Below are 20,918 nucleotides of genomic sequence, written 5' to 3' on the forward strand. Positions count from 1 at the left end.
ACTCACCTGTTATTGTTTGTTTTTCTCTAATACTTAATCTTTAAGCAACTAATTTGAGGTATCTAGCTCTTCAAAAGACTTCACTAAATCATCGACTGCTTTCATTTGGCTTACAAAGGCTTCTAATTTTGCTAATGGTAAAGCAGAAGGCCCATCGCATTTGGCATTTTGTGGATCAGGGTGCGCTTCTAGGAATAGACCTGCCAGCCCCACTGCTAGCCCTGAGCGCGCTAATTCTGTCACCTGTGCGCGGCGACCGCTTGATGCAGCCCCAAAAGGATCGCGACATTGTAAAGAATGGGTTACGTCAAAAATCACTGGGCAACCTTTGGAAACGGTCTTCATAACGCTAAAGCCAAGCATATCTACAATAAGATTATCATAACCAAAGTTTGTCCCGCGATCGCAAAGAATCACTTTATCGTTACCACATTCTTCGATTTTCTCTACGATATTTCCCATTTGTCCGGGACTTAAAAATTGGGGCTTTTTCACATTAATTACCGCACCGGTACGTGCCATTGCTTCAACAAGATCCGTTTGGCGCGCTAAAAATGCGGGCAACTGAATCACATCAACCACTTCAGCGACAGGCTTACATTGATAGATTTCGTGAACATCAGTAATTAATTTAACCCCAAATGTGTCTTTCAATTCTTGGAAAATTTTCAACCCCTCTTCCATTCCCGGCCCACGGTAAGAATGGATTGATGAGCGGTTAGCCTTATCAAAAGAAGCTTTGAATACATAAGGTACATTCAGTTTTTGGGTTACCTCAACATATTTTTCACACACTGCCATCGCCATATCACGGCTTTCTAACACATTCATTCCACCAAATAAAACAAATGGTTTATTGTTAGCAACTTCAATATTTCCAATTTTAATGACTTTATTTTGCATAATGTTCTCTAATATATAAATTTAGTGAATTAATTCTTTTGCTGCTTTTTCTTGCGCTTCAATATCTTTCTCAATTAGCGGTAATTGTTCTTTAAACATTATTGAGAAAGAATCATCTGGTCTTTTTTCAACAAATTCTTTAAGATCTTTCAATGCCTCTGAAAGACGCCCAAGTTGCATTTTTAAAATACCACGATCCCGAATTTCATCTAAGGTATCTGGATAACGTTCCAATACGTTCTCAACGTAAGTCAATGCTGGTTCGTATCGACTTTCTCGCATTAAGGAATTTTTCGCTAATTGCCCATAACGAAATTCTAATTCTTCTTCATCTTGCTCACCGAATAGGGGGACAGAAAATTCCACATCATCACCATAATGAAGCTTACAAATATATTCAATATATTTTTCTGAAGATTCTCTTCCTGTCCAAGGATCAAAATAAAGATGTTTTCCATTAACATCCGCTTTAAGCATAATATTGACAGGAAATTCCATTGCATAAATCGGTAAGGCTAATTTTTCAGCAAGATACAATAAAATACCACCGACAGAGATAGCAACCCCACGGCGATTTGTTAAAACATCGGGTAGATAATAATTAGAATGATCAAAAGAATTATTAGAATCAATCAAAAAGCCCCAATCAACATAAATTAAATCGATCAACTTTCTAATTTTTGCTTCATCGTCTTTCTCCTGCTCAATGGTTTCTCTTGCTTGAGTTAAAAAACCATTCATAATTGAATGAATATTTCCTAGCTCGCGTTGCCCATCATTCCCTGTAAGCACATAAAAATTAAGCATTTCATTATAAATTGCATTGCGATTTGTATTCATCAATCATTCCCTCTTGTATTTAATTGAGCTAATGTTATACGTTCGTGTTGGTGATAATCCTTACGAGAAATAACGTTATGCCACAAATTCTTTTGAAAAAAAGACCGCACTTTTTCTCCTTGCTGCCAACCGTGTTCCAATAACAACCAGCCTTGTGGTTTTAGATGCGTTGGTGCATTAATGATAATGTGCCGTAAATCTGCATACCCCTGTTCTTTAGCGACTAAAGCAGTTAATGGCTCGAATCGCACATCGCCCAACTGCAAATGCGGATCATCTTTATCAATATAAGGCGGATTACTTACAATGATGTCAAAACGCTGATCTTGTAAATTTTCAAACCAATTGCTTTGATAAAAAAGAATATTATCAACATCATTACGTTTTGCATTGTCTTGCGCTAAGTTTACCGCATTATCAATCAGATCAACACCCACAACCGAAACTTTAAATGATTTTTTCGATCTAGATCGCAATTCTTGTGCAAGCGCTATTGCAATTGCCCCTGTACCTGTGCCTAAATCTAATATTTTCAGTTCTTCTCCAAACTGAGCTGATGAAATACGTTCTTCCGCACAAATTAAGGCATTTTCTACTAAAATTTCCGTATCTGCTCTTGGAATAAGCGTATCTTCAGAGACCCTTAGATCAAGCGTCCAAAAAGGCTGCTGACCAAGAATATAAGCCATTGGCTCACAACTTACACGGCGTTGCAATAGTTTTTCAAGCTGCGCTAATTCTTGTGCTGAAAGTATGGTTTCGGAAAAGGCTAAAAGAGAGGAACGAGAACGCCCTGTGACAAATTGTAATAATAGGTTAGCATCCACCTTGGGGTTGATAAAAGGATCTATCTTTTTATTCCCCATCAGTTGCGTTTCTGCCCAAACGAGCCAATCTGCATAATTCATTCGGTTATTCTCAATCTCATTGATACAGTAAATTAAAATAAAAAATAAATTGAATTTATTATTTGAATTTACTTTATGTTAAAGCTTAAAAAAGAAAAAAGAAAGGACTGATTTCTTATAAAAATCAGTCCTTTAATAGGATTAAGTGGTTAGTTATGCTCAGATTTGTCTGAATTTTCCACCGCACTTTGATTTTGTGTAGGTGCAGTTTGTTCAGCATTTTTTTCTGAACTAGCTTTACCGCTGTCACTCCAACCTGAAGGTGGGGTAACTGGCTCACGATTCATCAGCTGTTTAATCTGTTCTTCTTCAATGGTCTCATATTTTACTAACGCATCTTTCATTGCGTGTAAAATATCCATATTGTCAATTAATAACTGTCTTGCACGCTCGTAGTTACGCGTAACAATAGCTCGAACCTCTTCATCAATAACATGTGCCGTTTCATCTGACATATGTTTTGCTTTTGCCATTGAACGCCCTAAGAACACTTCACCTTCATCTTCAGAATAAAGAATAGGCCCTAATTTATCGGAAAAGCCCCATTGGGTTACCATATTACGCGCAATATTCGTGGCAACTTTAATGTCATTCGATGCGCCAGTAGAAATATTTTCTTCGCCGTAAATTAACTCTTCCGCCAAACGTCCTGCATAAAGGGTTGAAAGTTTACTTTCTAACTGTTTCTGGCTAATACTGACTTGATCTCCTTCTGGTAAAAAGAAGGTTACCCCTAAAGCACGTCCACGTGGAATAATGGTCACTTTATGCACGGGATCGTGTTCTGGTACAAGATAGCCTACAATGGCGTGTCCTGCTTCGTGATAAGCAGTCGATTCTTTCTGCTTATCGGTCATAATCATTGTGCGACGTTCTGGCCCCATATTGATTTTGTCTTTTGCTTTTTCAAACTCAAGCATTGAAACCAATGGCTTGTTCATTCGGGCAGCAAATAATGCGGCTTCATTAACAAGGTTCGCCAAGTCTGCACCTGAATAACCTGGTGTACCACGTGCGAGCGTCATTGCATTCACATCTGGGGCAACGGGTACTTTACGCATATGCACTTTTAAGATTTGCTCACGCCCTAAAACATCTGGCAAGCCCACCACTACTTGGCGGTCAAAACGCCCCGGGCGAGTTAAAGCGGGATCAAGCACATCAGGACGGTTGGTTGCGGCGATTACAATCACCCCTTCATTGCCTTCAAACCCATCCATTTCCACTAACATTTGGTTAAGGGTTTGCTCACGCTCATCGTGTCCGCCACCAAGCCCAGCACCACGTTGGCGACCTACGGCATCAATTTCATCAATAAAGATCAGGCAAGGTGCATTTTTCTTCGCTTGCTCAAACATATCACGCACACGAGAAGCCCCTACCCCCACAAACATTTCTACGAAGTCAGAACCTGAAATAGTAAAAAATGGTACTTTCGCTTCACCGGCAATGGCTTTAGCTAATAAGGTTTTACCTGTTCCCGGTGGGCCAACCATTAAAATCCCTTTTGGAATTTTACCGCCTAACTTTTGGAATTTACTTGGATCACGCAAGAAATCAACAATTTCGCCCACTTCTTCTTTGGCTTCATCGCAACCTGCAACATCGGCAAAGGTGGTTTTAATTTGCTCTTTTGTCAGCATTTTGGCACGGCTTTTTCCAAAGCTCATTGCTTTACCGCCACCACCTTGCATTTGTCGCATAAAGAAGAACCACACGCCAACAAGCAGTAGCATTGGGAACCAAGAAATCAAAATTTGTGCTAAAAAGCCACGTTTTTCTGGCAATGTTCCTTCTACTTTTACCTTTTTATTTAATAAATCATTGAGTAATTTATCATCATAAATTGGCATTACTGTTGAATATTTGGAACCATCTGATTTGGTAACCTGCAATTCATTATCATCAAATCTCACTTGACGAACTTGATCATTGCCTACATCAGTAATAAATGTGGTGTAATCAGTCATATTACTGCTTGAACCACCGCTAAAGCCCTGATATGCAGACATCATAACGACTGCAATAACAATCCATAGGACTAAGTTTTTGACCATATCTTTCAAGGTTTGACCTCGTTTTTCTAAGTTAATAATTTGTTACAAGATTACTACATTCATTCCAAAATGAGAAGTTATTGAATTTATAGTTAATATTTGTAACCCGTTGCCACAATATACACCTCGCGAGAACGCCCACGAGATGCTTCAGGTTTACGTACTTTAACAACGCTGAAAAGAGAACGAATCTCTTTTAAGTATTCATCAAAGCCCTCACCTTGGAAAACCTTTACAACGAAACTGCCTTTATGTGCCAATACTTGTTTGCACATATCTAAAGCTAGCTCGACTAAATACATTGCACGCGGAATATCTACTGATGGCATACCGCTAAAATTAGGTGCCATATCAGACATCACTACATCTACTTTTGCTTCGCCAACTCGTTCAAGCAAGGCATTAAGCACATTCTCTTCACGAAAATCCCCTTGCAAGAAATCAACCCCTACAATAGGATCCATCTCTAAAATATCACAAGCAATGACTCGACCTTTACCGCCAATTTGACTCACCACATACTGAGACCACCCTCCGGGAGCGGCACCTAAATCCACGATGGTCATTCCGTGCTTAAAAAGACGGTCTGTTTGTTGAATTTCATCAAGCTTAAAATAAGCTCGCGAACGCAACTTCTGCTTATGTGCCTTTTGGACAAATGGATCTTTAAAATGCTCATTTAACCAACGCGTTGAACTTGCTGAACGTTTTTTCTTTCCCATAATTTCTTAATTTTTGTGGTAGTTTCGTCAATATAAGGTTAAAATTTCCCAGTTCAAGGTGGTATTAGGAATTTCTCCATAAAAAACACCGCACTTTATAAACATAGGATTAAATTAATGCAGTTATCAACAAAACAAAAACAATTTTTAAAAGGGCTTGCACACCACTTAAGCCCTGTCGTTATGCTAGGTGGAAATGGCTTAACCGAAGGGGTTATCGCTGAAATTGACAATGCCCTCAATCATCACGAATTAATTAAAGTGAAAATTGCAGGGGCTGATCGCGAAACCAAACAACTTATTATCGATGCGATTGTCAGAGAAACGCAAGCTGCTGCGGTGCAAACTATCGGTCATATCCTTGTGCTTTATCGCCCAAGCGAAGAACATAAAATTTCCTTACCTAAAAAATAAGTAAAATGGGGCGTATTAAAACGCCCTCTTTTTCATTTATATTCCACTTCAATAATATCAAATTCAACCGTTCCACCGGGAGTGGTAATGGTTACGCTATCGTCCACTTCTTTGCCAATTAAGCCACGAGCAATCGGTGAATTTACTGAAATCAAGCCTTGTTTAATATCCGCTTCATCGTCCCCCACGATTTGATAGGTTACTTCTTCCTCAGTATTCACATTCACTAACACGACCGTTGCACCAAAGATAACTTTGCCGTTATTTGGCATTTTGGTTACATCAATGATTTGACTATTCGCCAACTTTGCTTCAATTTCTTGAATACGCCCTTCACAAAAACCTTGTTGCTCGCGTGCCGCGTGATATTCCGCATTTTCTTTTAAATCACCGTGTTCACGCGCTTCTGCAATGGCTTTAATGATTTCGGGACGGCGAGTATTTTTTAAAAAGTCCAATTCTTCTCTTAATTGTGCTGCACCGCGTACAGTCATTGGAATTTGTTGCATTGCTAAATCCTTATTCCTTTTTTAGTCAAAAATAAAACCACGGCAAAGCAATACTTTGCCGTAGCTCAAAAAATAATTTTAATGCAAATCGCATTATTACATCATTTATGCGAGAAATAATTTTACTCTCGCGAGATCCAGCACTATTATTGTGTTTCTGAAAAAAAATAGCAACCATCGCGATTATTTATGTACAAATTATCATCAAAATTATGGACTTTTGCATTAGGAATTTCCTTCGTTTTACACCCCTCACTGAGCGCCGCTAAAGTGGACATTGAAGAACTTCGTACACAACTTCCTACAGGAACAAGCCTTTCGTTCGTAGCGAAAAACTTAAAAACGCAAGAAATTCTCACCGCACTTAATCCACAAACCTTTATGCTTCCTGCAAGTACACAAAAAGTATTTACTGCACTCGCTGCCAAACTGAGCCTTGGCGATGAATTTCATTTTGAAACGAGTTTATTACGAGACGGCAATATTGAAAATGGTGAGTTACAAGGTAACTTAATCATTAAATTCACTGGTGACCCTGATTTAACCAGCGATCAACTCTATCAGCTGCTTGCCCAATTAAAGCAACAAGGTATTCAACGCATCAAAGGGGATCTCATTTTAGATACCGCGGTATTTACTGGACACGACCGTGGCTTAGGTTGGATTTGGAACGACTTATCAATGTGCTTTAATTCACCACCAGCCGCTGTGAACATCAATCACAACTGTTTTTATGTAGATCTTGACGCTAACCTACCTACGGGCGAATTGGTGAAATTCAACGTGCCTGCACAATATCCCGTTCAAGTATTTGGACAAGTTCGTGTCGCAAGCAAAGAAGAAGCACCTTATTGTCAGCTTGATGCGATACTACACGATAATAATCGCTATCAAATTAAAGGCTGCTTAGCGCATCAAGCCAAACCTTTTGCACTCAGTTTTGCCGTGCAAGATCCTAATGCTTATGCCGCGGCAATTATTCAACACCAATTAAACCGCCTTGGCATTTCGTTTAACGGCAACATCCAACAACCTCACACAACCCAGCAAGGACAAATTTTAGCGCAACATTTTTCTAAACCATTGCCTGAGCTGATCAAAAAAATGATGAAAAAATCGGACAACCAAATTGCCGATGCTCTATTTCGCACTATTGGTTATCACTATTACAAACGTCCCGCTTCATTTCAACTTTCCGCCAAAGCAATGCGCCAAATTTTGCAAACTAACGCAGGCATAAAATTTGATAATAGTATTATCGCCGATGGCTCAGGGCTTTCTCGTCACAACCTAATCTCTGCCAATATTATGCTGCAAGCCCTTGAATATATTGCAAATAACGAGGCACAATTGCATTTATTAGACAGCTTTCCCATTGCCGGGGTAGATGGCACACTAAGCGGACGTGGTTCAATGATTGCCCCACCTCTGGCGCAAAATATTTCGGCTAAAACAGGCGCATTAAAAGGGGTTTATAATCTGGCTGGCTTTATGCAAAATAGCAAAGGACAACGGATTGCATTCGTACAATTTATCAACGGCTATTCCACGGGCGATCTGGAAAATAAAACGAAACGCGCACCCTTAGTGCGTTTTGAAAATGCCCTATACAGCCAACTTTATGAGGATTAGACAATGAAATTACAGCATATTTACCTATACCCCATCAAATCAACACAAAGCTATGAAGTGGCACAAGCGGTAGTTCAACCGCAAGGGCTTAATTTTGACCGCACCTTTATGCTTACCGAACTAGATGGCACCTTTATCACCGCACGCAAAGAGGCGGAACTTTATCATTTCCACGCGTTGCCGACACCGCTTGGCTTATATATTCAGCATAAAGACGGTTCAGCAATTCAAGTTCAATATACGGATTTTCAACAAAGCCAAGCCTGTGAAGTGTGGGGGAATGAATTTAACTCGTTACTTGCACCACAAGAAATTAATCAATGGTTTAGCGAAAAAATCGGTCGTGCTGTGCAACTGCGCTGGACAGGCGAACACACGCAACGCACAATCAAACGCTACCCCGATCAACCGCTCTCTTTTGCAGACGGCTACCCACTTTTACTCACGACTACCGCCTCATTTAATGCCTTACAACAAGCTTGCCCAAGCCCAATTTTACCCCTTCAATTCCGCCCAAATGTAATCATTGATGGCATCATCCCCTTTGAAGAACAACAATGGGCTGAAATTCAAATTGGTGAAGTCAAATTCTTACACAGTAAACCTTGCGAACGCTGTGTGCTTACCACACGCAACCCAATTACCAACCAAACAGATCCTAAAATGGAACCTTTCCGCACACTGAAAAAACTTAACCGCAACGAACAAGGCGCACCACTTTTCGGTATTAATTTAATTCCATTAAATACTGGCGTTATTCGCGTGAATGATCAAGTGAACATTTTGGCATTGAAATAAATTGAAATAAAAAAGTGCGGTGGTTTTTAGAGAAATTTCTCTTAAAACCACCGCACTTATTAAATTATTGAAGATTAATGAATATTACCAAACTCGCCTTTGTTAAACGCGTTGAATTTTTCGATTAATTCTTCGCGGGTGTTCATTACAAACGGACCATAGGCGGCAATTGGTTCATTAATTGGTACGCCACTGAGTAAAACCATTTTGATGTTTTCCTCACCTGCGGTGATTTTGACTTCACCGCTTTCGTGATTGAAAATCACCAATTCGGTTGGTGCAGCACGATCGCTATCATTAATCAGCGCCGTTCCACGCAATGCTACCAGCATTAAATGGTGGCTTTCTGGTACATTAATGGTTACGCTGTGGTTCGCATTAATGTCCATTTCCCACATATTTAACTCGGTAAAGGTACGGGCAGGCCCTTTTACACCATCCAGCTCCCCTGCAATAATGCGTGCTGTACCCGCATTATCAGCAAAGTGATAAGTTGGAATATCTGCCGCTTTAATGCTTTGATAGCCTGCTGGGGCATTTTTATCTTTCGCTGGCAAATTTACCCAAAGTTGTAACATTTCAAAAGTTCCGCCTGTTCGGCTGAAATTTTCGCTATGAAACTCTTGGTGAACAATCCCATTTCCTGCGGTCATCCATTGCACATCACCTGCTCCAATCACGCCACCGTTGCCATCGCTATCGCGGTGTTCTACTTCACCTTGCAACGCAATCGTAACGGTTTCAAATCCTGCGTGTGGATGTGCGCCTACGCCTCTTGGCGCGCCGTTATGAGGTTTAAATTCCATTGGCATTGCATAATCTAGCATTAAAAATGGGCTAGTGACTTTGTCTTGTTGGCTATGTGAGAATAATGGTGACACATAAAAACCATCGCCAACCCAGTGTTTTTGTGGTGCGGTATAAACTCGATTTACTGTACGCATAATTTTTTCTCCTAAATTTGATAAATTCTGTTTTCTGTGATGCCCTGAATATTCAGGGCGGTGAGTTCATTAATAAGTCGCTACTTGCATTCCATTACGTTGCGCTTCACGCAATTTAGTTGGGGTAACATCATTGCCTTCTGGATCAACCACACTGACAGTGGATAAAATATTGATCAATTGTCCACGGATTGCAGCTAAATAACGTTGCCGTAACGCACTACGCTCATTTAATTCAGCTTCAGAAAGTGCGGTAATTTTTGCTTTACGGGCTAATTCGTTAATTCTATCTAATTCTAAAATACGCATTTTCTTTCTCCTTGTTGCTAGAAGCTGTTAATAATTCATTTTATATGTGAGTTATCAATAGCCTCTAAATGTTTGCTTATTTCTTGTGGCGTAGTTTATACTTGTTCCATACATCAAACAATAATCAAAAATAAAACCAAAGGTTCTATTTATGCAACAAATTGATCTCAATGATATGCGCTTTTTTGTGAGCGTGATCCAATCTGGTAGCTTGACCCAAGCTGCTGAACAATTAAATGTGCCAAAATCGCGTTTAAGCCGTCGTTTAACGGAGTTAGAAAATCAGCTCGGTAGCAAGCTGCTTGATCGCAATCGCAATGGGGTACGATTAAATGATCTTGGTGAACATTTTTACCAACACGCCTTACTCGCCGTGGAAGCTGCCGAAAGTGCGGTAAATTCTGTAGCAAATTGTTTAGCCACGCCTCGTGGTTTACTACGCATTTCGGTTTCCAGTGAGATTTTACGTTATTGGCTCACCCCACATTTATCACACTATTTACAGCAACACCCTGATGTTGAGCTGAACATTACAATGGAAAATCGCCGTGCTAATTTATTGCAAGAAGGGGTGGATATTGCCTTACGCATTGGGGATCTTGACCTTGATGACGTGGTAGCAAAGCATCTTTTTGATATTTCTTCTGGAATTTATGCCTCGCCAAATTATTTAAGTAAAAATGGCGTCCCTCAAACACCACAAGAATTGAAAAGCCATCGCCTGCTGCATAAAAGTGATGGCAAAAATTGGCTGTTCAAGCAAGGCAATCAACGGGAATTGATACAAGTGAAAAAAGCTTTGCAAGCCAATGATGCGGCGGTATTAGCCCAATTAGTGGAAGATGACTACGGTATTGCCCTGTTGCCTGAATTGCCCGATTTAATTCAACCCAATTGGCAAAAGTTATTACCTGATTGGCAACTCGAATCAGCGCCTTTATATGCAATTTATTATAAAAATCGCGGGCTTGCGCCAACAGTGCGAACATTTGTTAATTTTTTAAGCAAAATCGCAAAAAATTGGCAAAAATAATACCGCACTTTTTATTCAACCATTGAGCAAGAGAAAGAGATAAAGTAAGATTAACGCCTTTTTGAAAACAACCTAACACATAATAAATACAGGAAAACACAATGAAAGTTTCAATTATTGGCGCAGGCGCAGTGGGCGTAGGCATTTGTAATTATCTTCTTACAATGGGTGAATGCCAAGAAGTGGTCTTGGTTGATCTGAATAAAGAACGTACCCGTGGCGAACAATTGGATTTCAGCCATACCAGTGCGTTAACTTTCGCGAAAAATACCAAAATTATTGCGGGAGAATATGAAGACACGCGTGATAGCGATGTGGTGGTGATCACGGCAGGTGCGCAAATTAAAGTGGGACAAGATCGCTTAGAAATCGGTCATATTAATGCCAAAATCGCCGTGGATATTGCCCGCCAATTAGAACACTATACCCCAAACGCGATTCTCATTGTGGTGACCAATCCCTGTGATATTCTGACCCATTTTATTATTCGTAACACCAACTTCCCCGCACACCGTGTGATTAGTGCTGGTTGTGTAGTGGATACGGCGCGAATGATGAAAATTATTGCTGATAAAGTCAAAATCGATCCGAAAAACGTGTTCGGTTATGTAATGGGGGAACACGGTGCAAATAGTTTTATTCCTTGGAGTATCGTGAATATTGCTGGGCAAAAAATTGATGATTTTTGTCAGCAAAATGATGTGCCAATGCTCGACCCTCAAGAACTGCTCAACGCAACCAAAGCCATTGGTTTGGAGGTATTCAGTTTAAAACTCAACACCAACCACGCCATTGCTGCTAGCGTGTTCCGTATTATTCGAGCGATTAGTATTAATGAATATTCTGTGTTGCCCGTTGGCACGATGCTCAATGGTGAATACGGTTTACAGGATGTGGTGATCAATGTGCCGATGGTTATTAGTAATAACGGCGTAGAACACATTTTGAAATACAAACTTCCTGCCAATGAACTTGAGCAACTTCACCAATGTGCCAACGCTTTACGCCAAGTGGTCGAAAAAGTGGCTGAAAGCACAGGGTTGAATTGTTAATGATAGATCAAGAGGATTGATCAAAAAAGTGCGGAAAAAACCACCGCACTTTCTTTTTGTTGCTTTTTACTAGGTTTCCTATAAGCAATTTTTCTCGCCGCGAGACAGGCTAATCAACCCCGAGCGAACAATTTCAATCAATGCGCTTTCTTCTTTTAATGCTTTCACGAAAGCATCAAGTTTATCTTTCGTTCCCACAAGTTGAATGGTGTAAGATTTGGTGGTAACGTCCACAATTTGTCCACGGAAGATTTCCGCTAAACGTTTTAACTCATCACGGGAACTGCCTTGCGCACGCACTTTCACCAACATTACTTCACGCTCAACGTGTTCGCAATCACTTAGGCTTATCACTTTAAACACGTCCACCAATTTATGCAGTTGCTTTTCAATTTGCTCCAGCACTTGCTCATCGCCGTAAGCCTCAATGGTCATACGAGAAAGGGTGGGATCATCAGTAGGTGCAACCGTCAAACTTTCAATATTAAAGGCTCGTTGAGAAAACAAGCCAACCACGCGGGATAACGCCCCCGATTCATTTTCTAATAATACTGATAAAATTCTACGCATTAGGCTTTCTCCGGTTTGGTTAAAATCATTTCGTTCATTGCGCCACCACGCACTTGCATTGGATAAACGTGTTCGGTTTCATCGATTTTAATATCAACAAACACTAATTTATCTTTAATGGCAAAGGCTTGTGTCAATTTCTCTTCCAATTCCTCAGGCTGATCAATCTGGATACCGACGTGTCCGTAAGATTCTGCCAACTTCACGAAATCAGGCAACGAGTTCATATAAGATTGTGAATGGCGACCTGAATAAATTAAATCTTGCCATTGTTTCACCATACCTAAAAAGCGGTTGTTTAGGCTGATAATTACCACTGGAATGCCATATTGTTGTGCGGTGGAAAGCTCTTGAATATTCATTTGAATACTGCCATCTCCGGTTACGCAAACCACCGTTGCTTCTGGATGAGCCAATTTCACGCCTAATGCCGCAGGTAAGCCAAAGCCCATTGTGCCAAGCCCACCAGAGTTGATCCAATGACGAGGTTCATCAAAAGGATAATGCAGGGCGGCAAACATTTGGTGTTGTCCCACATCAGACGCCACATAAGCCTCCCCCTTAGTTAAGCGATAGACGGTTTCAATCACTTGCTGTGGTTTAATCACGCCACTATGACGATCAAAATCTAAGCACTTCACCGCTTTCCACTCATCAATTTGTTTCCACCAATCAGTTAGATCGGCTTGAGATTTCGCTAAATTATCTTCTTCCAATAAGGCTAATATTTCTTGTAATACATTTTCTGCACTGCCTACAATGGGAATCGCGGCGGGAACATTTTTAGAAATAGACGTTGGATCAATGTCAATATGCACAACTTTTGCATTCGGGCAATATTTCGCCAGATTATTGGTGGTACGGTCATCAAAACGTACACCAATAGCAAAAATCAAATCACTGTGATGCATCGCATTATTCGCTTCGTATGTACCGTGCATTCCTAGCATACCTAAGAATTGTTTATCTGTACTTGGAAATGCGCCTAATCCCATTAAAGAAGAGGTAACCGGCAAATTCAACTGTTTAGCAAATTGAGTAATTTGTTCACTGCAATTTGCGGTGATCGCTCCGCCACCAAGGAAAAGCACTGGTTTTTTTGCAACGAGTAAGGCTTTCAAGGCTTTTTTAATCTGCCCTTTATGCCCTTGTACCGTAGGATTATAAGAACGCAAGTGAATTTCTTGCGGATAAGTATAAGTATATTTATTTGCAGGGTTTACCACATCTTTCGGTAAATCAATCACCACAGGACCGGGGCGACCGGTGGAAGCAATATAAAAGGCTTTTTTAATAATTTCAGGCAAATCTTCTGCACGTTTAACTAAAAAACTATGTTTCACCACAGGGCGCGAGATCCCAACCATATCGCATTCTTGGAAAGCATCACTCCCGATCAAACCTGACATCACTTGTCCTGAGATCACCACCAAAGGCACTGAATCCATATACGCGGTTGCAATGCCCGTAATCGCATTGGTTGCGCCCGGGCCTGATGTTACTAACACGCACCCCACTTCCCCTGTGGAACGTGCATAGCCGTCTGCCATATGTACAGCGGCTTGTTCGTGACGAACCAAAATATGCTCAATGCCACCTAGCGTGTGAATGGCATCATAAATATCTAACACCGAGCCACCGGGGTAGCCAAACACAAATTTTACGCCCTGATCACGCAAGGATTGCACAACCATTTCCGCACCTGATAATTTCTTCATTGTTACCTCGCAAAAATTTACGGAATTTCCACCGCACTTCTGTTTTTCATTAACGATGATTATTTGTAACGGATTGAGGCTAGCTTGTCTAGCAAGATTTTAGTGGATAAGCAGAAACAGAGAAGAATAAAACACCAAAAATTCCAAAATCACAACATTTTATAAAACAAAACCCAATAAAAAATAAAAAAATGCGACAATATGCCGCATTTTATAAAATAGACGAAATAAAATTTTATTTCTTATTTTGTGATCAAAATCACATTTTAACGTCTTTTAAATAAGAAGATTAATGCTACCAAGGTGATTGCTGTCGCAATAAAGCCAAAGATCCCTGATGCGGTGTAACCCACCACAAGATAGCCCACAATGGTTGCAGCGGCTAGGGTTAAAGCATAAGGTAACTGCGTCGTAACGTGATCCATATGGTTACATTTTGCCCCAGTGGAAGACAAAATTGTGGTATCCGAAACAGGCGAACAGTGATCACCGCAGACCGCCCCTGCCATTACGGCTGAAAGGCAAGGCAACATTAATTCTGGCGCTGCATTTGCAGCAATCGCGGCAGCAATTGGCAACATAATTCCGAATGTTCCCCAACTTGTTCCCGTTGAAAATGCCATTACAGAACCTAATATGAATAATAATGCGGGCAACACTGCGACAGGTAAGTTACCCGAAACAAGGCTAGATAAATAGGTCCCCGTTTTCATATCGCCAACAACATTGTTGATTGTCCAAGCGAAGAATAAAATTAAAATCGCACCAAGCATTGATTTCACCCCAACGACCCAAGATTTTGCGTATTCCGCAACACTCACTTGACGATCAATCAAAATGCAAAGCGTCGCAACAATGACCGAAGCACAGCCGCCAACCACAAGAGAAATTCCTACGGTGGTATTTTCAAACGCTCCTAACAAAGAAAACGGTTTTCCTTCTGCGGCAAGGGCTTCATTTCCTGTGTTCAACATCATAAATACTGTTGCGCCAATTAACGTAATAATTGGTAAGATCAAGTTACGAACGTGGCCTTTTACCCCCACTTGCTCATCTTGCTCTTCTTCTACTCTCTCAAGAGCGAGCTTTTCGTGTCTTGCCATTGAGCCAATATCAAAGGAAAAATACGCAACAAAGAACACCATTAAAATGGAGAAAATCGCATAGAAATTCATCGCACTCATTGCCATAAATGCCCCAATTGGGGTGTAATCGGTAATCGCATAGGTCGCCAACAAGCCAGAAATTAAGGTAATGATATAAGCCCCCCAACTGGAAACAGGCATAATCACACACATTGGCGCAGCAGTGGAATCCAAGATATAAGCCAATTTCGCACGCGAAACATTAAATTTATCCGTAACAGGACGAGCAATCGCGCCCACCGCAAGGCTATGGAAATAATCGTCAATAAAGGTAACAAACACCAAGGAGGCGGCCATTAATTTTGCGCCTCGACGATTTTTAATCCGCTTTTGCGCCCATTCAGCAAAAGCACGGTTACTGCCTGACACCGTTAAGAGTGCGGTTAAAATGCCTAATAGTAATAAGAATAAAATGATGTTGATGGTATCAAAATTCCACCCATCATCACCATACACTAAAGATTGCACCGTATTCTTTAAATAAATGGCTGCGTTTGTAATGTTGAAATCCGCCAACATTAACGAGCCAATTAAGATACCAATGCTTAAAGATAAAATGACTTTACGCGTAAAAATCGCCAATAATAAGGCTAACAGGGGCGGGACAACCGACCAAATTGATGTGGAATAATCTAACAGTTCCATTATTGTTCTACCTAAGAATAAGGGAGAACCACTGAAGTTTACTATTTTAAAGAAAGGTAAAAATTTAAAATAAAAAGGCAGGCACAATTGCCCAACCTAACCAGTAGCGCTCCATAGTGATAAAAAAGACTATGACAGTAACGTTTCTTTCGAAAACGTTCCCAACCAATTAAAACGACTTTTAATTGATTTCGGCAACTATTCCTTTCCTTTTTCCTCATCGTTATCCACTCAGAAAAAATACTTATAATAGTTGCTCCTCTACATAAGTAGGATCTCGCAAAGATTACAATAAGCAACAAAAAATGCAAGCATTATCCATAAAAAAGCGATCACTTTTTCACGAACTCTCACTTAATACGACGCAAAGGATTGCGTTATAAAAAAATGAAATTGAGACAAAAAATTTGGAAAAATAATACCGCACTTTTATAAAGGAAATAAAGCACATTCAATATTAAATAACATTCTCTATTTACCTAGAATAATATTTTCGTTATTATATCGGCGTTCTTATTAATTTAATATTATGATTTAGGAGAAGTAAAATGAGTGATTTATTAAAATCATTAAGAAATATTCGTAGTTTACGCGCTGTTGCAAAAAATCTAAATGTAGAACATTTAGAAGAAATCTTAGAAAAAGTAAAAACAGTTCTTGAAGAAAAACGCCAAGAAGTCGCACAAGCTGCACAGCAAGAAGCAGAAAAACTAAAAGCACTTGCAGAAGTACATCAATTTTTAAAAGAAAAAGGCATTGCGCCTGAAGATTTAATTACAGAGCAAACTGCTACCCCGAAAGCCGTACGTCAAAAACGTCCTACTCGTCCAGCTAAATATCAATATACTGACGAGAATGGCAATGTAAAAACTTGGACGGGTCAAGGCAGAACACCTTCTGTTATTCAACGTGCCTTAGATGCTGGAAAATCATTATCTGATTTTGAACTTTAATTTATAAAAAAGTAAAGCTTATTGGCTTTACTTTTTTTTCATCTCAAAAACCTGATCCCATACAATATTATGATTATGCGAGAAAATAAAATTCTGCTAACTGATTGCCCTGATGATAAAGGGCTTATTTCAAAAATAACCAATATTTGTTATAAACATCAACTCAACATTATTCATAACAATGAGTTCGTGGATTTTGAAACAAAACATTTCTTTATGCGTACCGAATTGGAAGGTATTTTCAATGATGAAACCTTGCTTGCCGATTTAACCTTTAATCTGCCAGCGGGAACAAATTGTCAATTAATAAGTAAAAAAAGAAAACGTATTGTTATTTTAGTGACCAAAGAAGCCCATTGTCTTGGCGATCTTTTAATGAAAAATTACTACGGTGGTTTAGATGTTGAAATTACTGCTGTAATTGGCAATCACGATAACTTAAAATGTTTAGTAGAACGTTTTGATATTCCTTTCCATTGTATTAGCCACGAAGGATTAACACGCGTTGAACACGATAAATTATTAGCGGAAAAAATCGATCAATATTCGCCAGATTATATTGTGTTAGCAAAATATATGCGGGTATTAAACCCTGAATTTGTCGCCCGTTATCCAAACCGAGTGATTAATATCCACCACTCTTTCTTGCCAGCATTTATTGGCGCAAGACCTTATCATCAAGCTTATGCGCGTGGCGTAAAAATCATTGGTGCAACCGCGCATTTCATCAATAATGAATTAGATGAAGGTCCAATTATTATGCAAAATGTCATTAACGTGGATCATACATACAGCGCCGAAGCAATGATGCACGCGGGGCGTGATGTAGAAAAAACTGTCCTCACCAAAGCCTTAGAGCTTGCCTTACAAGATCGGATTTTTGTTTATAAAAATAAAACAATTATTCTCTAAAAATAATGCGGTGAGCCATCAGCACCGCATTGATTTGATTAATTAAAAGGTATAAGTCAAACGTAAATTAAAAGAACGCGGATTACCGGGCATTGCATCGGAACGCCAATAAGCTTTATTAAATAAATTCGACACAGCCAAGGTAATATTGACAGGATTCAAATTATACCCCACCATCGCATCAACACGAGTAAAACTTGGTAAAATAGTTTGTTTATTGTTATTGAAATAATAGCGTTTTCCTAAGCGCGTTATCCCTGTTTCTAAATAGAATTTTTCTGTTGGCACATAACGCACAAATAGGTTACTTGTGAAATTGCCGGTATTATTCAAAGTGCGGTTGTTATTTTGCGGATACTGTTTATCTTCCTTAATTTTTGCTACCATCCAGCCTACTGAAGAACGGATATACCATTTCGGTGCAAGCTGCCCTAATAGGCTTAATTCCACACCTTTAGATTGATCTTTTCCACGCACAGCCCAAACATCAAGAACATCTTTATTAGGACGATAACGAATATTACGGCGTTCTAATTGATAAGCAGATAAGGTTGTACTTAAGGTTTTATCAAACCAATCGCTCTTAATGCCCACCTCATATTGTTGATTATATTCTGGTGAGGCATTAAATACGTCTTTTTGATCCGTGCTAATCCCTAAATAACCACGCCCTCCATAAGGTGAGAAACTGCGATTAAACGATGCGTAAAGCGTATGTTCTGGTGTAACCTCCCATACAACGCCTACATTCGGGCTGAAAGAATGCCCTTTTGTATCACGGCGTTCTTGCTTAATATTTATAGAGTTAAAACGATAAAAATCGTAACGCCCGCCTAGTAGCACTTTTAAGTTATCGGTTAATAAAATTAAATCCTGTACAAAAATACCTGTACTATACGCTTTATGGCGATTATCTACCGTAGCGTTTGGGTGCTGACGAGCCGGCCATTGATGTCGGCTGAGAAAAGGATCAATTTCTTGATTGCGCAAAACAGCCAAAATAGGGTGGCGTTCTTCCTGACTATAATCTAGCCCAATTGTTAGTTTATGTTTAAGACTAGCCATATCAAATTCACCATTAAAGGTAACATTATTGGTGAATGTTTTATTCCGTGTTTTTTGCCATGCATAGCTTTGCTTTAATTTTTTATCTGTTGCCGAATAAGTTCCTGCAAAATAATGATCAAAATCCTGATCTGCTTGACGATAAGCAAGCTGCCAATTTACTAGCCACTGATCATTAATAAAATATTTGAGATCCGAACGCCAAACTTGCAATTTATCATCGACATAATCCCCATCACGGAAAAAGCTATTTCGATAGCCTATTCCCATTTCATCATAAACAGATTTAGCCGGATTGCGATCTGGAATACGCCATTGATAATCGTAGGTATATTGCCCAACCCATTGCAGACGCCCATCATCACTTTGTAGGCTAATGCTTGGGGAAAACATTCTCCCTTTATTTCTTACCTCATAGCGATAAGCCTCTGCGGCAGACAGCTCACTAGTTAAACGCACTGCAACATTTTCGTTAATTTTTTGGTTCACATCTAAATTTAAACTACGACTATTCCAAGAACCATAGGTTACACCAATATTTCTGCGGGTTGTAAAATTAGCAAATTTACTGACCATATTGATCACGCCACCACCATTACTACGTCCATATAAAATTGACGATGGGCCTTTTAAAATCTCAACCCGTTCAATATTAGCAGTACTACGGCGAACTTGCCCGCTCTCACGAATCCCGTCACGATAAATATCACTCGCATCAGCCTGAAAACCACGCAAGTAAATATTTTCACCACGCATATCATAGGTGGCATCAATCCCTGCATTTCCCTCCAAAATAGAACTCAAATCATTAGTTCCATAATTTTTGTTTTTCTGAATGTTAATCACATCAACGGTCTGTGGCATTTCTTTGATCGTAAGAAGATTGCGTGTTGCCTGTGCTTCTTCATACCCCACATATCCCTTTGTGTTGGCAGTTTCCTGTGTGGTAACAACATCAATCGTTGGTAACACGGCCATATACTCTGTCGATGAAAAGATTTGCTCCGCATATAACACCTTGCTAGAACAAACACTTATAACTAAAAGTGCGGTGGTTTTTAAAGGAAAACTTAGAGGGCAAGCTGATTTCATAAATTAGAGCTCCTTATCTATTGAACAACAGCCACCTATTTTATTGATAATAATTATTAATTCAATAAATAATAATTATTTTCATTTACATAGTGAAGAAAATTTCTATATAATCACCGCATCTTTAACTTCCAGCCAACATACAAATGAGTAAAACAACAGCAAAATGGATGCGGATTTTGCACCGCTATTTTGGATTTTTATTATTAGTGATAATGTCGATTTATGCGTTTACTGGTATCGTTTTAATCTATCGAGATACCAACATTTTCAAACGTTCAGTCTATATAGAAAAAACCATTTCCCCTCAACTCAATGCGCAACAGCTTGGGCAGAAATTACGCATAAAAAATTTATCAATAACTGAAAAAAAAGGTGATGTGTTCTATTTTCAGCAAGGGGAATATCACCTCGAAACGGGTGAGGTAAAATATCACTCAATGGAATATCCAAGCTGGCTTGCTGAGCTTAACCGTCTACACTTAAGCAATTCACAATATCCCTATTCTTGGCTCACTACCCTCTTTGGCATTTCCCTACTTTTTTTCTGTGTGAGTTCTCTGTGGCTTATTCCGGGCTCAAGGAAAATGCTAAAACGTAGCTTATGGTTTATTCTGAGCGGGGCAATAATGGCGCTGGTTGTGATTTTGACTGATTAAAAAAGCAGGAAAACAACGTACGGTGCAAAATAAGGCAA

20 protein-coding genes and 1 riboswitch are annotated in these 20,918 nt (G+C 39.6%); of the genes, 8 read left to right on the forward strand and 12 right to left on the reverse strand.

The features are described from left to right. Positions 1-48: 48 nt before the first annotated feature. The 5 genes from kdsA to rlmE all read right to left on the reverse strand — a co-directional run bounded on the left by kdsA (position 49) and on the right by rlmE (position 5,430). The gene (gene kdsA, locus L4F92_RS06155; RefSeq protein WP_250350191.1) at positions 49-903 is read right to left on the reverse strand and encodes a 3-deoxy-8-phosphooctulonate synthase; all 855 of its coding nucleotides are present in this window, start codon (positions 901-903) and stop codon (positions 49-51) included. Between the two features lie 21 nt (positions 904-924). Continuing rightward, positions 925-1,743: a SirB1 family protein gene (locus tag L4F92_RS06160; protein ID WP_250350190.1), complete on the reverse strand. Its 819-nt coding sequence runs from the start codon at positions 1,741-1,743 to the stop codon at positions 925-927. Next, positions 1,743-2,651, reverse strand: a complete 909-nt coding sequence (gene prmC, locus L4F92_RS06165) for a peptide chain release factor N(5)-glutamine methyltransferase (protein ID WP_265748336.1) — start codon at positions 2,649-2,651, stop codon at positions 1,743-1,745. Before prmC ends, L4F92_RS06160 begins: the two co-directional genes overlap by 1 nt. A 149-nt stretch (positions 2,652-2,800) precedes the next feature. Next, positions 2,801-4,708 carry an ATP-dependent zinc metalloprotease FtsH gene (gene ftsH, locus L4F92_RS06170; protein ID WP_250364566.1) on the reverse strand — a complete coding sequence of 636 codons (1,908 nt, stop codon included), beginning with the start codon at positions 4,706-4,708 and terminating at the stop codon, positions 2,801-2,803. Between the two features lie 92 nt (positions 4,709-4,800). Continuing rightward, positions 4,801-5,430: a 23S rRNA (uridine(2552)-2'-O)-methyltransferase RlmE gene (gene rlmE, locus L4F92_RS06175; RefSeq protein WP_250363064.1), complete on the reverse strand. Its 630-nt coding sequence runs from the start codon at positions 5,428-5,430 to the stop codon at positions 4,801-4,803. Between the two features lie 117 nt (positions 5,431-5,547). On the opposite strand from rlmE, the gene yhbY reads away from it, so the two are divergent. Continuing rightward, positions 5,548-5,844 (forward strand): ribosome assembly RNA-binding protein YhbY, encoded by a 297-nt coding sequence (gene yhbY / locus L4F92_RS06180; RefSeq protein WP_103852935.1) that lies wholly within the window; start codon positions 5,548-5,550, stop codon positions 5,842-5,844. A gap of 32 nt (positions 5,845-5,876) precedes the next feature. Here yhbY and greA read toward each other — a convergent pair whose 3' ends face one another. Continuing rightward, positions 5,877-6,353, reverse strand: coding sequence for a transcription elongation factor GreA (gene greA, locus L4F92_RS06185; protein WP_250363065.1), 477 nt, complete (start codon positions 6,351-6,353; stop codon positions 5,877-5,879). Between the two features lie 189 nt (positions 6,354-6,542). Between greA and dacB the strand changes: the two genes are divergently transcribed. Continuing rightward, a complete protein-coding gene (dacB, locus tag L4F92_RS06190) occupies positions 6,543-7,985 on the forward strand; it encodes a serine-type D-Ala-D-Ala carboxypeptidase (protein WP_250363066.1) in 1,443 nt (480 codons plus the stop codon). A 3-nt stretch (positions 7,986-7,988) separates the two neighbouring features. Further along, positions 7,989-8,783: an MOSC domain-containing protein gene (locus tag L4F92_RS06195; RefSeq protein WP_250350184.1), complete on the forward strand. Its 795-nt coding sequence runs from the start codon at positions 7,989-7,991 to the stop codon at positions 8,781-8,783. A 74-nt stretch (positions 8,784-8,857) separates the two neighbouring features. Here the strand turns inward: L4F92_RS06195 and L4F92_RS06200 are convergent, their stop codons facing one another. Together L4F92_RS06200 and L4F92_RS06205 are read right to left on the reverse strand one after the other, a co-directional pair. Continuing rightward, a complete protein-coding gene (locus tag L4F92_RS06200) occupies positions 8,858-9,727 on the reverse strand; it encodes a pirin family protein (protein ID WP_250363067.1) in 870 nt (289 codons plus the stop codon). A 69-nt stretch (positions 9,728-9,796) separates the two neighbouring features. Next, positions 9,797-10,036, reverse strand: coding sequence for a DUF896 domain-containing protein (locus L4F92_RS06205; protein WP_250363068.1), 240 nt, complete (start codon positions 10,034-10,036; stop codon positions 9,797-9,799). A gap of 151 nt (positions 10,037-10,187) precedes the next feature. Here L4F92_RS06205 and L4F92_RS06210 point away from each other — a divergent pair, with 151 nt between their 5' ends. Together L4F92_RS06210 and L4F92_RS06215 are read left to right on the forward strand one after the other, a co-directional pair. After that, the gene (locus tag L4F92_RS06210; RefSeq protein ID WP_250363069.1) at positions 10,188-11,069 is read left to right on the forward strand and encodes a LysR family transcriptional regulator; all 882 of its coding nucleotides are present in this window, start codon (positions 10,188-10,190) and stop codon (positions 11,067-11,069) included. Positions 11,070-11,170: 101 nt separating this feature from the next. After that, positions 11,171-12,121 (forward strand): lactate/malate family dehydrogenase, encoded by a 951-nt coding sequence (locus L4F92_RS06215; protein ID WP_250350178.1) that lies wholly within the window; start codon positions 11,171-11,173, stop codon positions 12,119-12,121. Between the two features lie 78 nt (positions 12,122-12,199). Here L4F92_RS06215 and ilvN read toward each other — a convergent pair whose 3' ends face one another. The 3 genes from ilvN to L4F92_RS06230 all read right to left on the reverse strand — a co-directional run bounded on the left by ilvN (position 12,200) and on the right by L4F92_RS06230 (position 16,199). Further along, positions 12,200-12,691, reverse strand: a complete 492-nt coding sequence (gene ilvN, locus L4F92_RS06220) for an acetolactate synthase small subunit (RefSeq protein WP_250350177.1) — start codon at positions 12,689-12,691, stop codon at positions 12,200-12,202. Further along, a complete protein-coding gene (locus L4F92_RS06225) occupies positions 12,691-14,409 on the reverse strand; it encodes an acetolactate synthase 3 large subunit (RefSeq protein ID WP_250363070.1) in 1,719 nt (572 codons plus the stop codon). Before L4F92_RS06225 ends, ilvN begins: the two co-directional genes overlap by 1 nt. A gap of 266 nt (positions 14,410-14,675) precedes the next feature. Next, a complete protein-coding gene (locus L4F92_RS06230; protein ID WP_250363071.1) occupies positions 14,676-16,199 on the reverse strand; it encodes a Na+/H+ antiporter NhaC family protein in 1,524 nt (507 codons plus the stop codon). Between the two features lie 96 nt (positions 16,200-16,295). After that, a riboswitch (Lysine riboswitch) is annotated at positions 16,296-16,471 on the reverse strand. Between the two features lie 276 nt (positions 16,472-16,747). On the opposite strand from L4F92_RS06230, the gene L4F92_RS06235 reads away from it, so the two are divergent. Continuing rightward, positions 16,748-17,152 (forward strand): H-NS family histone-like protein, encoded by a 405-nt coding sequence (locus tag L4F92_RS06235; protein WP_250363072.1) that lies wholly within the window; start codon positions 16,748-16,750, stop codon positions 17,150-17,152. 75 nt (positions 17,153-17,227) lie between these two features. Then, positions 17,228-18,064 carry a formyltetrahydrofolate deformylase gene (gene purU, locus L4F92_RS06240; RefSeq protein WP_250363073.1) on the forward strand — a complete coding sequence of 279 codons (837 nt, stop codon included), beginning with the start codon at positions 17,228-17,230 and terminating at the stop codon, positions 18,062-18,064. 42 nt (positions 18,065-18,106) lie between these two features. Here purU and L4F92_RS06245 read toward each other — a convergent pair whose 3' ends face one another. Next, positions 18,107-20,221: a TonB-dependent receptor gene (locus tag L4F92_RS06245; protein WP_250363074.1), complete on the reverse strand. Its 2,115-nt coding sequence runs from the start codon at positions 20,219-20,221 to the stop codon at positions 18,107-18,109. 146 nt (positions 20,222-20,367) lie between these two features. Between L4F92_RS06245 and L4F92_RS06250 the strand changes: the two genes are divergently transcribed. Beyond that, positions 20,368-20,880, forward strand: a complete 513-nt coding sequence (locus L4F92_RS06250) for a PepSY-associated TM helix domain-containing protein (protein WP_250350171.1) — start codon at positions 20,368-20,370, stop codon at positions 20,878-20,880. The last annotated feature ends 38 nt before the right edge of the window (positions 20,881-20,918 follow it).

The sequence above is a fragment of the Avibacterium sp. 21-595 genome, from assembly GCF_023611905.1.
In the GTDB taxonomy this organism is placed as follows: domain Bacteria; phylum Pseudomonadota; class Gammaproteobacteria; order Enterobacterales; family Pasteurellaceae; genus Avibacterium.

Excerpts from the sequence above, each read along its gene's own strand:
- L4F92_RS06195 (WP_250350184.1), top strand. The coding sequence starts at position 7,989 with ATGAAATTACAGCATATTTACCTATACCCCATCAAATCAACACAAAGC.
- L4F92_RS06250 (WP_250350171.1), top strand. The coding sequence starts at position 20,368 with ATGAGTAAAACAACAGCAAAATGGATGCGGATTTTGCACCGCTATTTT.
- L4F92_RS06225 (WP_250363070.1), bottom strand. The coding sequence starts at position 14,409 with ATGAAGAAATTATCAGGTGCGGAAATGGTTGTGCAATCCTTGCGTGAT.
- kdsA (WP_250350191.1), bottom strand. The coding sequence starts at position 903 with ATGCAAAATAAAGTCATTAAAATTGGAAATATTGAAGTTGCTAACAAT.
- purU (WP_250363073.1), top strand. The coding sequence starts at position 17,228 with ATGCGAGAAAATAAAATTCTGCTAACTGATTGCCCTGATGATAAAGGG.
- L4F92_RS06245 (WP_250363074.1), bottom strand. The coding sequence starts at position 20,221 with ATGAAATCAGCTTGCCCTCTAAGTTTTCCTTTAAAAACCACCGCACTT.
- L4F92_RS06235 (WP_250363072.1), top strand. The coding sequence starts at position 16,748 with ATGAGTGATTTATTAAAATCATTAAGAAATATTCGTAGTTTACGCGCT.
- ilvN (WP_250350177.1), bottom strand. The coding sequence starts at position 12,691 with ATGCGTAGAATTTTATCAGTATTATTAGAAAATGAATCGGGGGCGTTA.
- greA (WP_250363065.1), bottom strand. The coding sequence starts at position 6,353 with ATGCAACAAATTCCAATGACTGTACGCGGTGCAGCACAATTAAGAGAA.
- L4F92_RS06200 (WP_250363067.1), bottom strand. The coding sequence starts at position 9,727 with ATGCGTACAGTAAATCGAGTTTATACCGCACCACAAAAACACTGGGTT.
- prmC (WP_265748336.1), bottom strand. The coding sequence starts at position 2,651 with ATGAATTATGCAGATTGGCTCGTTTGGGCAGAAACGCAACTGATGGGG.
- L4F92_RS06160 (WP_250350190.1), bottom strand. The coding sequence starts at position 1,743 with ATGAATACAAATCGCAATGCAATTTATAATGAAATGCTTAATTTTTAT.
- dacB (WP_250363066.1), top strand. The coding sequence starts at position 6,543 with ATGTACAAATTATCATCAAAATTATGGACTTTTGCATTAGGAATTTCC.
- L4F92_RS06205 (WP_250363068.1), bottom strand. The coding sequence starts at position 10,036 with ATGCGTATTTTAGAATTAGATAGAATTAACGAATTAGCCCGTAAAGCA.
- rlmE (WP_250363064.1), bottom strand. The coding sequence starts at position 5,430 with ATGGGAAAGAAAAAACGTTCAGCAAGTTCAACGCGTTGGTTAAATGAG.
- L4F92_RS06215 (WP_250350178.1), top strand. The coding sequence starts at position 11,171 with ATGAAAGTTTCAATTATTGGCGCAGGCGCAGTGGGCGTAGGCATTTGT.
- ftsH (WP_250364566.1), bottom strand. The coding sequence starts at position 4,708 with ATGGTCAAAAACTTAGTCCTATGGATTGTTATTGCAGTCGTTATGATG.
- yhbY (WP_103852935.1), top strand. The coding sequence starts at position 5,548 with ATGCAGTTATCAACAAAACAAAAACAATTTTTAAAAGGGCTTGCACAC.
- L4F92_RS06230 (WP_250363071.1), bottom strand. The coding sequence starts at position 16,199 with ATGGAACTGTTAGATTATTCCACATCAATTTGGTCGGTTGTCCCGCCC.
- L4F92_RS06210 (WP_250363069.1), top strand. The coding sequence starts at position 10,188 with ATGCAACAAATTGATCTCAATGATATGCGCTTTTTTGTGAGCGTGATC.